This is a genomic window from Asanoa ishikariensis (assembly GCF_900107455.1).
Taxonomy (GTDB): Bacteria; Actinomycetota; Actinomycetes; order Mycobacteriales; family Micromonosporaceae; genus Asanoa; species Asanoa ishikariensis.
The window spans coordinates 1,755,321-1,769,431 of record NZ_FNQB01000002.1 but is presented as its reverse complement, the minus strand read 5'-3'; the positions used below and the strand labels follow the sequence as shown (position 1 = coordinate 1,769,431).

General features: G+C 70.8%; 11 protein-coding genes. 6 read left to right on the top strand and 5 right to left on the bottom strand.

The features are described from left to right. Positions 1-52 precede the first annotated feature (52 nt). Complete coding sequence (locus tag BLV39_RS22645) at positions 53-505, bottom strand: type II toxin-antitoxin system PemK/MazF family toxin (RefSeq protein WP_090796254.1); 453 nt, start codon at positions 503-505, stop codon at positions 53-55. Positions 506-546: 41 nt separating this feature from the next. Continuing rightward, positions 547-1,428: a LysR family transcriptional regulator gene (locus BLV39_RS22640; protein ID WP_176985054.1), complete on the bottom strand. Its 882-nt coding sequence runs from the start codon at positions 1,426-1,428 to the stop codon at positions 547-549. A 72-nt stretch (positions 1,429-1,500) separates the two neighbouring features. Between BLV39_RS22640 and BLV39_RS22635 the strand changes: the two genes are divergently transcribed. From BLV39_RS22635 to BLV39_RS22625, 3 genes are read left to right on the top strand one after another with little or no spacing between them, the layout of a single operon-like run. Beyond that, the gene (locus BLV39_RS22635; RefSeq protein ID WP_090796246.1) at positions 1,501-2,244 is read left to right on the top strand and encodes a succinate dehydrogenase cytochrome b subunit; all 744 of its coding nucleotides are present in this window, start codon (positions 1,501-1,503) and stop codon (positions 2,242-2,244) included. Next, complete coding sequence (locus BLV39_RS22630) at positions 2,241-4,181, top strand: fumarate reductase/succinate dehydrogenase flavoprotein subunit (RefSeq protein WP_090796243.1); 1,941 nt, start codon at positions 2,241-2,243, stop codon at positions 4,179-4,181. The genes BLV39_RS22635 and BLV39_RS22630 overlap by 4 nt, the downstream gene beginning before the upstream one ends. Beyond that, positions 4,178-4,924 carry a succinate dehydrogenase/fumarate reductase iron-sulfur subunit gene (locus BLV39_RS22625; protein WP_090796239.1) on the top strand — a complete coding sequence of 249 codons (747 nt, stop codon included), beginning with the start codon at positions 4,178-4,180 and terminating at the stop codon, positions 4,922-4,924. The genes BLV39_RS22630 and BLV39_RS22625 overlap by 4 nt, the downstream gene beginning before the upstream one ends. 277 nt (positions 4,925-5,201) lie before the next feature. Here BLV39_RS22625 and BLV39_RS42440 read toward each other — a convergent pair whose 3' ends face one another. After that, on the bottom strand, positions 5,202-6,200 hold the full coding sequence (locus BLV39_RS42440; RefSeq protein WP_143049844.1) for a hypothetical protein: 999 nt from the start codon (positions 6,198-6,200) through the stop codon (positions 5,202-5,204). 341 nt (positions 6,201-6,541) lie between these two features. Here BLV39_RS42440 and BLV39_RS22620 point away from each other — a divergent pair, with 341 nt between their 5' ends. Then, positions 6,542-7,690 carry a VOC family protein gene (locus BLV39_RS22620; protein ID WP_204082821.1) on the top strand — a complete coding sequence of 383 codons (1,149 nt, stop codon included), beginning with the start codon at positions 6,542-6,544 and terminating at the stop codon, positions 7,688-7,690. A gap of 106 nt (positions 7,691-7,796) precedes the next feature. Here BLV39_RS22620 and BLV39_RS22615 read toward each other — a convergent pair whose 3' ends face one another. Beyond that, a complete protein-coding gene (locus BLV39_RS22615; protein ID WP_090796232.1) occupies positions 7,797-9,398 on the bottom strand; it encodes an MFS transporter in 1,602 nt (533 codons plus the stop codon). Positions 9,399-9,599: 201 nt separating this feature from the next. On the opposite strand from BLV39_RS22615, the gene BLV39_RS22610 reads away from it, so the two are divergent. After that, on the top strand, positions 9,600-9,869 hold the full coding sequence (locus BLV39_RS22610; RefSeq protein ID WP_089247713.1) for a DUF4235 domain-containing protein: 270 nt from the start codon (positions 9,600-9,602) through the stop codon (positions 9,867-9,869). 67 nt (positions 9,870-9,936) lie between these two features. Next, the gene (locus tag BLV39_RS22605) at positions 9,937-11,316 is read left to right on the top strand and encodes a serine/threonine-protein kinase (RefSeq protein WP_239083777.1); all 1,380 of its coding nucleotides are present in this window, start codon (positions 9,937-9,939) and stop codon (positions 11,314-11,316) included. Between the two features lie 36 nt (positions 11,317-11,352). On the opposite strand, the gene BLV39_RS22600 is transcribed toward BLV39_RS22605, so the two are convergent. Beyond that, entirely contained in the window at positions 11,353-14,052 is a 2,700-nt protein-coding gene (locus tag BLV39_RS22600; RefSeq protein WP_090796224.1) for a Tex family protein, read from the bottom strand. Positions 14,053-14,111: the final 59 nt, after the last annotated feature.

Sequence of the window (14,111 nt, the reverse complement as noted above, 5' to 3'; positions counted from 1 at the left end):
CGACCGTAACCCGGGCCGGCGCATCGAAACTGTCGCCGACACGCCAGAACGGTTAACGCCAGCCGTAGTCGCTGCGCAGGCGGGTGGCGATCCGGTCGAACTTCGAACGGTCCAGGATGGACCCCTCGCGCCGGATGCCGCGCTCGTCGACGGTCAGCACGCGGTCGAGGCGCACCCAGCTCGGCCGGGAATCGCGATCCCACGAACCGGCGCCGAGGGCGAGCCAGGTGCGTTCGCCGTCGCGCCGATCGTTGCTGGAGAGCATCAGGCCGAGCATCGTGCGGCCGCGGCGGCCGACCACGACCACCGGACGGTCCTTGCCCTGCCGCGGGTCCTCCTCGAAGGGCACCCAGGTCCAGACCACCTCGCCGGGATCGGCGCGGCCGTCCAGCTCGGGCGAGTATTCGAGCATCCGGTCCGAGCTCCGCCGCAGCGGCGCCGGCATGCGTCGCTGACTGACCGAAGCGGTGGGCACCACCCGCGCCGGGGTGGGACGTCCGAGCATGCGGGCCGCTACATCGCGCCAAGGTTTCACGTTGGCAGATGTTAGCGGCCGACCTCGGCCAGCAGGACGTCCCGCAACGCCGACGCGGCATGGGTCAACGTCACCCCGCGGCGTTGGGCGACCGCGATGGTCCGGCGTAACGGCGGCGCCAGCGGGACGGCCCACAGGCCTGGGCGGTTGGCCAGCACCATCTCCGGCACGACGGCCAGGCCGAGGCCGGCCTCGACGAACTGCAGCACCGCGTCGAGCTCGCCGCCCTCGACCGCGAAGGTGGGCTCGAAACCGGCCCGCCGGCACGCCTCCAACACGTCGTCGCGCAGCGTGTAGCCGGGCCGGAACATCACCAACGGCCGGTCACGCAGGTCCTCGATGAGCATCGGCTCGGGCAGCGGCGTGCCCGCCGCGGCCGTCACGACGAGGTCCTCGTCCAGGATCGGCGCGGCGTCCAACGCCGGGTCGATGCCGGTCTCCGGCAGCACCACCAGGGCCAGGTCGAGCTCGCCGTGGGAGAGCGCGTTGACCAGCTCCTGCGAGCCACCCTCGGCCACCCGCAGCTCGATCTCGGGGTGGGCGGTGTGGAAGCGGCGCAGCACCCGCGGCGCCAGCGAGGTGCACAGGCTCGGCGTCGCGCCCAGCCGGACCCGACCGCGGGTGAGGCCGACCAGGTTGCGGACCTCGCGGTGCGCGGTCTCCGCGTCGGCGAGGATCCGCTGCGCCAGGGGCAGCAGCGTCTCGCCGGCCGGGGTCAGCTCGACCTCCGACGGCAGACGGGTGAACAGCGGTGCCCCGAGCTCGGCTTCGAGGCTGTGAATCTGCTTACTGAGTGAGGGCTGGGCCACACCGACCGCAATGGCCGCCTGGGTGAAATGTCGTAGTTCCGCTACCGCCACGAAGGACCGTAGCTGCTCCAGACGCATGCTGATAGCTTACCGCTATCAGCACTGCTATCGCCATGCATTGGACGCATCAGAACAGCTCAACCTAGCGTCCAGAGCATGGTGGCATCGGGTACGCGCGACCGCGCGGCTGTGGCAGCGAAGGAATCCTCCGCGCCTCGGCGGAACGCGGCCTACCGGTCGACGGTAGGCATCAAAGTGGTCATGGCGGTAACCGGCCTCCTGTTCCTGACCTTCCTCGTCCTACACATGGCCGGCAACCTGAAGATCTTCTTCGGCGCCGAGTCGTTCGACCACTACGCGCACTGGCTGCGCGACATCGGCGCGCCCGCCCTGCCGCACGAATGGTTCCTGTGGATCCAACGGGGCGTGCTGACCCTCGCGTTGGTCGGGCACGTCTGGGCGGCGGCGACTCTGGCCCTGCGCGCCAAGCGGGCCCGCCCGATCGGCTACGCGCACCGACCCAAGGTGCAGGGCAGCTACGCGGCCCGGACGATGCGCTGGGGCGGCGTGATCATCCTGCTGTTCCTGGTCTGGCACCTGCTCGACCTCACCGTCGGCACGGTCAACCCCGTCGGCAACCCGGCGACGCCGTACGCCAACGTGGTGGCCGGTTTCGCGCCGAGCCGCTGGCCGGTGACCCTGTTCTACGTGCTCGCCGTGGTCGCCGTCGGCTTCCATGTCCGGCACGGGCTGTTCAGCGCGCTGCGCACTCTCGGCCAGCGCACCGCGAACGGCGAGCGGTGGGCCCGGGTGGCCGCGCTCGGCTTCGCGATCCTCCTCTGCGTCGGCTTCCTCGTGGTGCCGTTCGCCGTGCTCGTCGGATGGGTGGGACCCGCATGACGTACCCAGGTGAGTTCTTCGTCGACGGCGACCCGATCGCCGACACCAAGGCGCCGGACGGGCCGCTCGCGGAGCGGTGGACCAAGCGCCGCTCCACCGGCCGTCTGGTCAACCCGGCCAACCGGCGCCGGCTCGACGTGATCGTGGTGGGCAGCGGCCTGGCCGGCGGTTCGGCCGCCGCGACGCTCGGCGAGCTCGGCTACCGGGTGCGCTGCTACTGCTACCAGGACAGCCCGCGCCGGGCCCATTCGATCGCGGCGCAGGGCGGCATCAACGCGGCCAAGAACTACCGCAACGACGGCGACTCGGTCGAGCGACTCTTCCACGACACCATCAAGGGCGGCGACTTCCGGTCGCGCGAGTCCAACGTCTACCGCCTGGCCGAGGTCTCCGTCGAGATCATCGACCAGTGCGTGGCGCAGGGTGTGCCGTTCGCCCGCGAGTACGGCGGCCTGCTCGACACCCGCTCGTTCGGCGGCGCCCAGGTGTCACGCACGTTCTACGCCCGCGGCCAGACGGGTCAGCAGTTGCTGCTCGGCGCGTACCAGGCGCTGGAGCGTCAGGTCAGTGCCGGCACGGTCGCCATGCACACCCGGCACGAGATGCTCGACCTGATCGTGGTCGACGGCCGGGCGCGCGGCATCGTGGTGCGCGACCTGGAGACCGGCGCCGTCACCGTCGACCTGGCCGACGCGGTGGTGCTGGCCGGCGGCGGCTACGGCAACGTGTTCCACCTGTCGACCAACGCCAAGGGCTGCAACGTCACGGCGAGCTGGCGGGCGCACCGGCGCGGTGCGCTGTTCGCCAACCCGGCGTTCACCCAGATCCACCCGACCTGCATCCCGGTCTCCGGCGACCACCAGTCGAAGCTGACGCTGATGAGCGAGTCGCTGCGCAACGACGGCCGGGTGTGGGTGCCGTCCGCCGCGGGTGACACGCGGGTGCCGGCGGACATCCCCGAGGACGAGCGGGACTACTTCCTGGAGCGGCGCTACCCGGCGTACGGGAACCTGGTGCCGCGCGACATCGCGTCCCGGGCGACCAAGGCGGTGTGCGACGACGGGCGCGGTGTCGGACCGGGCGGGCGCGGCGTCTACCTGGACTTCGCCGACGCGCTCACGCGGCTGGGTCGCCCAACCATCGAGGAGCGTTACGGCAACCTCTTCGAGATGTACGAGCGGATCACCGGCGATGACCCGTACGTGACGCCGATGCGGATCTATCCCGCCGTGCACTACACGATGGGCGGGCTGTGGGTCGACTACGACCTGAGCTCCACGATCCCGGGCCTGTTCGTGATCGGCGAGGCCAACTTCTCCGACCACGGCGCGAACCGGCTCGGCGCGTCCGCGCTGATGCAGGGGCTGGCCGACGGCTACTTCGTGCTGCCCAACACGATCGGCGCGTACCTCGCCGACGGCCCGTTCCAGAAGCTCACGCCGAAGCACCCGGACGTGGTCTCGGCACGGAGCGCGGTGAGCGACCGGGTGCAGAAGCTGCTCTCGATCGACGGCGACCGGTCGGTGGACTCGTTCCACCGCGAGCTGGGCAAGATCATGTGGGAGTACTGCGGCATGGAGCGCACGGACGCCGGTCTCCGCAAGGCGATCGAGCTGATCCGTTCCCTGCGTGACGAGTTCTGGACCCGGGTCAAGGTGCCCGGCACCGGCGCGGAGCTCAACCAGTCGCTGGAGCGGGCCGGCCGGGTGGCCGACTTCTTCGAGCTAGCCGAACTGATGTGCATCGACGCGCTGCACCGCAGCGAGTCCTGCGGCGGCCACTTCCGGGCCGAGTCGCAGACCCCGGACGGCGAGGCGCTGCGCGCGGACGACGAGTTCTCGTACGTGGCCGCCTGGGAGTTCGCCTCCCCGCCGGTGCTGCACAAGGAACACCTGACCTTCGAGTACGAGACACCCAGCCAGCGGAGCTACTCGTGAAACTGACCCTGCGCATCTGGCGCCAGTCGGACCGCGAAGCCCGCGGCAAGATGGTGACCTACAAGATCGACGACATCTCGACGGACATGTCCTTCCTCGAGGTGCTCGACGTGCTCAACGAGCAGCTCACCGCCACGGGCGAGGAGCCCGTGGCGTTCGACCACGACTGTCGCGAAGGCATCTGCGGCGCCTGCGGCATGGTCATCAACGGCGTGGCCCATGGCCCGCAGAAGCTGACCACGGCCTGCCAGCTCCACATGCGACACTTCAAGGACGGCGACACGATCGACGTCGAGCCGTGGCGGGCGCGGGCCTTCCCGGTGGTCAAGGACCTGGTGGTCGACCGCGGCGCGTTCGACAGAATCATCCAGGCGGGCGGCTACATCTCGGCACCGACGGGCAGCGCCCCCGACGCGCACGCCACCCCGGTCCCGAAGCCGGACGCCGACGCCGCGTTCGAAGCGGCCGCCTGCATCGGCTGCGGCGCCTGCGTAGCGGCCTGCCCGAACGGCTCGGCGATGCTGTTCACCGCCGCGAAGGTCGCCCACCTCGGCGCCCTGCCCCAGGGCCAGCCGGAACGCGCGTCGCGCGCGGCAGCGATGCTGCACGCACACGACGAGGCCGACTTCGGCGGCTGCACGAACACCGGCGAATGCACCGCCGTCTGCCCGAAGGGCATCCCCCTGACGGTCATCGGCGCCATGAACCACGACGTCCTGGGCTCCGCGATCCGCGGCCGCTAAGGCGAAGGAAGGGTCCCTTGTTATCGCTTTCCGCATAACAAGGGACCCTTGTTCACTGCAGCAGCACCTCGTGGCGCCGGTCGATGTCAAGGGCCGTTCGCGACGGTCGTCCCGGGCGATCGCGACCTCTGATCGATCGCGGTGCTGCGGCGGCATGGCCGGCGGCGGCGGTCATCGATCCGACTCGGCGCGCCGCGTCAGCCTTTCACCAATCAGTTCGGTGAGATGGCTGCCTTAGGGGTGCCGATGGACAGAACCTCGCTCACAGCGGCTTGGGTTATGCCTGTAGCGGCCGCGGTGGTCGTCTATCCGGATAGCACCGCGTTGGCCATCGGCCTGAGCGCCATGGGTGCGCTGGCCGGCGCCACAGCGGCAGTCGTGCGCCACGTCCTGTCCGAGCTGCTGCGACTGCGGCAAGAGCATGACCGGCACCACGAGGCGATGTTCCGCGAGGGCAACCAACACGCTGAGGTGATGCGGGCGCTGGAGACGGAGACCTCCGCGGTGGGCGCCGTCGAAACCGTTCGTCGGATGCGTGACCCGGCCCCGAACCCGTATGCGGGCCCACGAGCGCGCCTTCGAGCACGGTTGAGAAGAGCCGGGCAACGTCGATCCACTCGACGTCCGGACGCAGCTGAAGTCCGTACGCCGGGAAGTGTTCCTCGTAGAGTTCGGCCCACAGCGCAAGAGCCTGCTCCTCCTCCCGCTGATGCAGCTTTCGGACGTGGGGGTCCGACGGGCGAGCCGTTTCCACCAGCGTCTGCAGCGCGATGATCGGATCGTTCGTCGTCTCCTCCAACTCCGCCGCGGCGGCTGCGCGCAACACGCTTCCCAGCGTCATCGTGGTCGTCATCGCCGCCATGGTGTTGCGCATGTCGAGGATCCTGCGCACGTAAGGCGTCGGGCGGTAAAGATAGGCCAGCAGATCTTCGGTGTACGCCTGCGCGTTCATCCAGGTCGCGCCGAAGCGATCGACGCTCAGGCGCTCGGCCTGCGTCGCGTCCTCCATCACGTCCCACGCGTGCGTCTGAAGACGTTGGCCGCTGAGAGAGTTGAACAGCTTCCAGCCGTCGTCGCCGCGGCGCTTGCCCTCGATCTGCTCCGTGTAGAGCAGATGAAGGCCAAGGTCGCAGAAGGCCCTCGTCTCGGGGTTGTTGGCCCAGGCCACCCTCGTTTTGTGCAGGCGGCCAGGACGAACGTTCGTGAGAACGGCCCCCAGATCCTCGTCATCGCCGCCCGAAAGACGCTCCGTCCACTCGCGCCACGTGATGGTCATCTCCAGATCCCTTCTGTCGCCTCTGGCCAGACGATCACCCGTGACGTGCGCAGGTGGCAAAGGCGGTGCGGCACGGCAGCCCGGGCCTGCCGTTGACATCGACCACGCCGGCATGCATCGGTCAGCGCGCATCTCCTTGACATTGGAGTTCACCAGCGCACCGTGCGGCAAGAGCGCGCCACCAGGTCAACCCGACCAGCGATACTGGCACCACCGCTCCGTGGGGCACCGCCGACGGCGTCCATCACCGCCCCCGCCGCGACTTGTTCACTATCCGGAAGGGATCTTCCGAAATGGGCTCTACGGTGTCGGGCAGGACAGAGATCGGAGCGGATTGGCGGGTGGTCGATGGCGTCGCTACGGCGTGGTTCGACGCGCCTTCGCTGATCGAGGGGGCTGCGCTGGCCGGGCGCGTCGTGGAGCTGTCGGCCGAGATCGTGGTCGACCTGCGCGCGACCGGCGTCCGGGTGCGCCTCGACTCCGACGAGCACGCCGAGGCCGTTTCGGCGGCCGCGCGGGAGCTCGGGCTGGCCGCGAACCCTGCCGTGTTGCAACACCTGAGCGTCGTGTTCGAATCCGCGAACCCGTCCGCGGTGATGGGGTTCTGGCGGCCAGTGCTCGACTACGCGCCTGGGGAGGACGGCGGTCTGGCGGATCCGTTGCGGCGCGACCCCGCGATACGGATCCAGCAGTCGACCGAGCCACGGCCGTTGCGAAACCGCATCCACCTCGACGTGGTGCGGCCGGCCGCGGCGGTCGAGCAGGCGCGTCCTGGTGAGCCGTCGGGACCGTACGGGGCCTGTCACACCGACCCCGACGGCAACGAGGTCGACCTGGTGCCGGGCGATGCGCTCACCGAGCGGGTCGGGACCGCCGACTGGCAGGCGGTGTTCAGCGCGATGGCGTGCTACCGCGTCACCTCACCGGCGCAGCAGCGTGACCTGGCCGCCGCAGCGGCGACGCTGGCCGACGACACTCGCTTCCCGCTGCTGGTCGACCTGCGCCCCGGGCTCGTGATCATCGACAGCGGCAAGGACCAGGCGGAGGACGACGCCCACGGCCTCGACCTCGACTTCACCGACCTCGCCGCCAATCTCCAGCGCGCTGCCCGCGCACTCGGAGCCACCGCTGATCCGGGGCTGCCGCGCTTCGTTCAGCTCTTCCTCGACGCCGCTGACGTCGCCGCGGTCCGCGCGTTCTGGGTCGCCGCACTCGGATACACCCCCGACCGGCGCGCCGGGGTCACCGACATCCACGATCCGCGGCGGCTGAACCCGGTGCTGGTGTTCCAAGAGCTCGACGCTTCGGACACGGACCGGCGCCGGCAGCGCAACCGCATCCACGTCGAGCTCGCTGTGCCGTCGGACCTCGCACGGGCGCGCCTCGCCACGGCCCTCGCAGCCGGTGGCCGGCTCCTTGACGAGTCGGAGGATCGCCGGCGGATCGCCGACCCCGAAGGCAACGAACTGGTGATCGTCAGCGGGGCGTGAGCCCGCGTTCGGCTGAGCTCCACGCTTGGCGGTTTCCCGCTGCACGCCCCCGCGATCTCGCCATGCGAGGTGAGCTGATGGCCTCCCGAGTGCGGACCGAAGCCGGTCAAGCTTTGCCGGGTGCGGGGTCGGCGTCCCGGCCGGTGGGAGCGACGGCCCCCTGCGCCGCCGCTTGGGCGGTCGTGCCGGCCGATGACGGCTGCCCGCCCAAGCCGGCGTCGGTCCCGCCGTCGTCGTCCGGCGGGGCGCCCGACGGTTGTGGTGCGTGGGGCTGGATCAGGAAGAAGATCAGCACCGCGCCGACGGCGAAGATGCCCGCCGACACCAGGAACGCGATCTTGTAGCCCGCCACCGGTGCCTCGGCCGCCGCGGCCGCTCCGACGTGGGTGGCCGCGTACGTGGTGGTCACGCTGGCTGCGATGCTGCTCAGCAGGGCCGTGCCGATCGAGCCGCCGACCTGCTGCGTGGTGTTGACCAGGGCCGACGCCACGCCCGCGTCCTCGCGGTTCACGCGTTCCGTGGCCGTGTTGATCGCCGGGGCGAAGATCAGGCCGAAGCCGAATCCCAGGACCGGCAGCGACGGCAGGATGTGCACCCAGTAGTTCGACGTGGAGTCGATGAAGTACAGGTAGGCCATGCCGACCGCGGAGAGCGCCATCCCGATCGTGATCAGCATGCGCGCACCCAGGATCGGCATCAGCTTCACGTTGGCCAGCGTCGAGCCGATCAGCACGAACGCGATCATCGGTAGGAAGGCGACGCCTGTCAGCACCGGGCTGTAGCCCTTGGTGAGCTGCAGGTAGAACGTCAGGAACAGGAACACCCCGAAGATCGCGATCGCCGCGAGCCCGACCGACAGGTACGCGCCGCCGCGGCTGCGGTCCTTCACGATGCGCAGGGGCAGCAACGGTTGCCGCACCCGGCGCTCCAGTTGGACAAACGACACCAGCAGGAGGGCCGACACGACCAGGCTGATGACCGTGATGATGTCGCCCCAGCCGTCTGAGGCCGCTCGGGAGAAGCCGTACACCAGCAGGAACAGGCCCACCACCGCGCAGACGGTGCCCAGCCAGTCGATCTTCGGTTTGGTCGCCGAGGTCTCGTTGCGCAGGTAGTACTGGCCGCCGACCCAGGCGATGCCCGCGAAGACCAGGTTCACGAAGAAGCACCAGCGCCACGAGGCGTACTCGGTCAGCACACCGCCGAGCAGCAGCCCGACCGCGCCGCCGCCGCCGGCCACCGCGCCGTACACGCCGAACGCCCGGCCCCGTTCGGCCGGTGACGAGAACGAGTTGGTGATGGTGGACAGCGCCGCCGGTGCGAGCAGTGCGCCGAACGCGCCCTGTGCGGCCCGTGAGATCACCAGCACCATGAAGTCGGTTGACGCGCCGCCGGCCGCGGATGCGACCGCGAAACCGACCAGGCCGATCATGAACATTCGTTTTCGCCCGAACAGGTCGCCGAGCTTTCCGCCGAGCAGCAGCAGCGAACCGAACGCCAGGGCGTAGGCGGTCACCACCCACTGCCGGTCGGCGTCGGCGAACCCCAGCGCGTCCTGCGCCGCGGGGAGGGCGATATTGACGATCGTGGCGTCGAGTACGACCATGAGCTGCGCGATCGAAACGATCACCAGGATGGTCCAGCGGTGCTTGTGCTCGAACTCGCGGTCTGCGTCGTACCGCTGTGCCTTAGCAGTTTGTGACGTCATATGGCTTCCTCGGCCGCAATGACCGGAAAAATCACTCTTATGGGTGCGTCGTCATCCACGTTATGACGTGATTCCGTCACGACCAGCTACAACGCCGACTTATCGAAGTGTCCTGGCTCTCACGCCCGGAGTTTGCCGCTCCTGCCCGCCGGGCATTGCCGACCCACAATCCCTCGACACCCCCCGAGGAGAAGAAAGGCGATGGGCATTGTGGGCAAAGTGGCGTACAAGCCGGTAGGTGTGTTGCTCGGCATCGCGGCGGGCGGCCTGGCCGGGCTGGTGTTCAAGCAGGTCTGGAAGCGGGTCTCGGGTGACGACGACGCGCCCAACGCGACCGACGAGGAACGTGGCTGGGGCGAGGTGCTCGCGGCCGCGGCGCTCCAAGGGGCGATCTTCGCCCTGGTCAAGGCGGCCGTCGACCGGGGCGGCGCGACGGGCGTCAAGCGACTGACCGGGCGCTGGCCGACGTAACGGTTCTGTGCCATGAGTGCGCATGCTCAGGGCACCCGTCGTACGCGATACGTACGATGAACCAGCCATGTCGACGCTCGCGCCCGGCCTTCGCCTACACGACCGGTTCCTGCTGGTCGGGCGGATCGGCGTGGGCGGCATGGCCGAGGTCTGGCGGGCCGACGACACCGTGCTCGGCCGCCCCGTCGCGGTCAAGGTGCTCGATCCGTCGGTCGGCAGCGACACCACGATCCGGCTCGCCACCCACCGCGAGGCGCGCGCGGCCGCCGGTCTCACCCACCCCCACATCACCCGTGTGTACGACTACGGCGAGGCGGCCCTGCCCAGTGGCGGCCTGGCGCCCTACCTGGTGATGGAGCTCGTCGAGGGCCACGACCTGGCCGAGCGGTTGGAGGCCGGCCCGTTGCCGTGGCCCGCCGCCGCGGCGATCGCCGCCCAGGTGGCCGCCGGTCTGGCCGCAGCGCACGCGGCCCGCGTGGTGCACTGCGACATCAAGCCCGGCAACGTGATGCTCACCCAGGGCGGGGTGAAGATCCTCGACTTCGGCATCGCCGGCCTGGCCGGCAGCTCAGACGACGGCGAGCGATACGGCACGGTCGGCTACTGCTCGCCCGAGCGGCTGGCCGGCGCCGCCCCGACCGCCGCCGGCGACGTCTACAGCCTTGGGGTCCTGCTCGCCGAGACGCTGGTCGGCCGGCGTCCCGAGTCGTCCGGCGGGGTAGCCCGCTTCCCGGTGCTGCCCGGAGTGCCGGCGGCGCTGACCCGGGCCGGCACGGCGAGCCTGGCCGCCGATCCCACCGAGCGCCCGTCCGCCGCCGACCTCGCCCGCGTGCTGGGTGAGCTCGCCGCGTCGGCGCCGACCGCACACGCGGTCGAGGCGCGACCGGCGACGCCGGGCCGCGCGGTCGTGGCGGCGCCGACGAGCCTGATCCGTGGCCGGGCCGCCGACCACGAGCCCGCTCGTGCGGAGGGGCCGGCCCGCAACCCGATGCGCGCGGTGGCCATCGGGGGTGCCGCCGCGGCCCTGGTCGTGGTGGCCATCGTGGTGGCGATCCTGGCCAACCCCGGCGGCGACGGCACGCCCGGCGGGTCGGTGGCGCAGGCCGGTGCGAGCCCGCAACAGCGGGCGAGCGACGACGTGGTCGCGCCGACGACCGAGCCGCCCGCACCGACCGATCCCGACGACGCACTGGCCGCGTTCAAGACGGCGCTGAAGGACGCGGCCGACGCCGGCAAGATAGACGACAAGGCCGTTCAACGGATCCTGCGACGCGCCGACGACCTCGAGCGGGCGATCACGTTCGGCGACGAGGACGACATCGCCGACGAGGCCCGCGACCTGCGCTCCGAGGTGCTGCGCGACCGCAACAAGGAGCACGTCGACGAGTTGACCCGCCGCCAGCTTGTCCGGCTGCTGATCCCGTTCGGCTCCGACGTCGACCGCTAGGCCCGGCGAGTCGATCGCCGGGCCTGTGACTGCGGCTTAGAGCAGGCCGGCCTTGCGCAGCGCGTCTTCCATGGCGCTGTTGACCGGCGCGGACGACCGACTGCCGCCACCCTGCCGGCCGCCGCTGCCGCCGCCCTGGCGACCGCCGCCGGAACCCTGTCGACCGCTGCCGCCCTGGCCACCGGAACCCTGACGCCCGCCGCCGCCCTGACGACCACCGCCAGAGCCCTGACCGCCCGAGCCCTCACGACCGCCGGTGCCCTGGCCACCGCCGCCTTGCCGGCCGCCGGCACCCTGACCGCTGCCGCCCTGACCACTGCCGCCCTGACCGCTGCTGCCGCCCTGGCCAGCACCCTTCCGGTCGCCGCCGCCCTGCCGGCCGCCGCCGCTCTGACCGGCGCCCGGGCGGTCACCGCCGCCCTGACGCCCGCCGCCACCCTGGCGCTGCTGCCCGGGCTGGCGTCCGCCGCCGCTGTCCCGGCCGCCGCCGCGCGGCGCACCAGGCGCGTTCTCCTCGTCCAGCCGCAGCGTCAGCGAGATCCGCTTGCGCGGCACGTCGACGTCGAGCACCTTGACCTTGACCACGTCGCCGGGCTTGACGACCTCGCGCGGGTCGTTGACGAACGTCCGTGACATCGCCGACACGTGCACGAGCCCGTCCTGGTGCACGCCGACGTCGACGAACGCGCCGAACGCCGCCACGTTGGTCACGACGCCCTCGAGCACCATGCCGGCTACCAGGTCGCCGATCTTCTCGACGCCCTCGGCGAACGTCGCGGTCTTGAACGCCGGGCGCGGGTCGCGGCCCGGCTTCTCCAGCTCACCCAGGATGTCGGTGATGGTCGGCACGCCGAACACCGCGTCGGCGAAGTCGCCCGGCTTCAGCCCCCGCAGCAGGGTGCCGTTGCCGATCAGCGCGGGCAGCTCGACGTTGACCGAGGACAGGATCCGGCGGACCACCGGGTACGCCTCGGGGTGCACCGACGACCCGTCCAGCGGGTCGTCGCCGCCGGCGATCCGCAGGAAGCCCGCGCACTGCTCGAAGGCCTTCGGGCCGAGCCGAGGCACCTCCTTGAGCGCCGACCGGTTGACGAACGGGCCGTTGGCCTCGCGGTGCGCGACGATGTTGGCGGCCAGCGACTCGCCGATGCCGGACACCCGCGAGAGCAGTGGGGCGGACGCCAGGTTGACGTCGACGCCGACGCCGTTGACACAGTCCTCGACCACCGCGTCGAGGGAGCGGGACAGCTTGACCTCGGAGATGTCGTGTTGGTACTGCCCGACGCCGATCGACTTCGGGTCGATCTTCACGAGCTCGGCCAGCGGGTCCTGGAGCCGGCGGGCGATCGACACCGCCCCGCGCAGCGAGACGTCCATGCCGGGCAGTTCCGAGGCGGCGTACGCGGATGCCGAATAGACCGAAGCCCCCGCCTCGGACACCATCACCTTGGTCAGGTTCAGCTCGGGGTTCTTGGCGATCAGGTCGGCGGCCAGCTTGTCGGTCTCCCGGGACGCCGTGCCGTTGCCGATCGCGACGAGGTCGACGTCGTGCTCCTTGGCCAGCTTCGCCAGCGAGGCCAGCGCGGCGTCCCACTTGTTGGCCGGGACGTGCGGGTAGATCGTGTCGGTGGCCAGCACCTTGCCCGTCGCGGAGACCACCGCGACCTTCACACCGGTGCGGAAGCCCGGGTCGAGGCCCATCGTGGCGCGGGTGCCGGCCGGAGCGGCGAGCAGCAGGTCGCGCAGGTTGGCCGCGAACACGCGGACCGCTTCGTCCTCCGCCGCCTGGAACAGCCGCATCCGCAGGGACATGTCCAGGTGTACGACGATCCGGGTGCGCCAGGCCCAGCGGACCGTGTCGAGCAGCCAGCGGTCGGCCGCGCGGCCCTGGTCCGCGATCGCGAAGTGGGCCGCGATCCGCTGCTCGTAGAACACCGGGCCGCTGGCCAGTGTGCCGGCCGCGACCGCGTCGGCCTCCTCCGCGGAGGGCTCCAGGATGAGGTCGAGGATCTCCTCCTTCTCACCGCGGAACAGCGCGAGGATCCGGTGCGACGGCAGTGAGGTCAGCGGCTCGGCGAAGTCGAAGTAGTCGCTGAACTTCGCGCCCGCCTCCTCCTTGCCGGCCTTGACCTTGCCCCGCATCCGGCCGCGCTCCCAGACCTGCTCACGCAGCCCGCCGATCAGGTCGGCGTCCTCAGCGAACCGCTCGACCAGGATCGACCGGGCACCGTCCAGCGCGGCCGCCGCGTCCGCGACACCCTTCTCCGCGTCGACGTAACCGGCCGCCGCGCCGGACGGGTCCTGCGTCGGGTCGCCGAACAGCAGGTCGGCCAGCGGTTCCAGGCCGGCCTCGCGGGCGATCTGGGCCTTGGTGCGGCGCTTGGGCTTGAACGGCAGGTAGATGTCCTCCAGGCGGGCCTTCGAGTCGGCCGCCACGATCAGCGCCTCGAGCTCGGGGTCCAGCTTGCCCTGCGAGCGGATCGACTCGAGGATCGCCGCCCGGCGTTCGTCGAGCTCGCGGAGGTAGCGCAGCCGCTCTTCGAGGGTGCGCAACTGGGTGTCGTCGAGCCCGCCGGTGGCCTCCTTGCGGTAGCGGGCCACGAACGGCACCGTCGCGCCGCCGTCGAGCAGATCGACGGCGGAGACGACCTGCGTCTCCCGTACCCCCAACTCCTCGGCGATGCGGGCGGAGACGGACGGAGCTGCTGCCTGGATCTGGTCGGTCACGTCCGGCATTCTGCCGGACCGGTTCGTTTCCCGTGGCCAGTGGGTAGAAGCCACACCGAGGGAGGTAC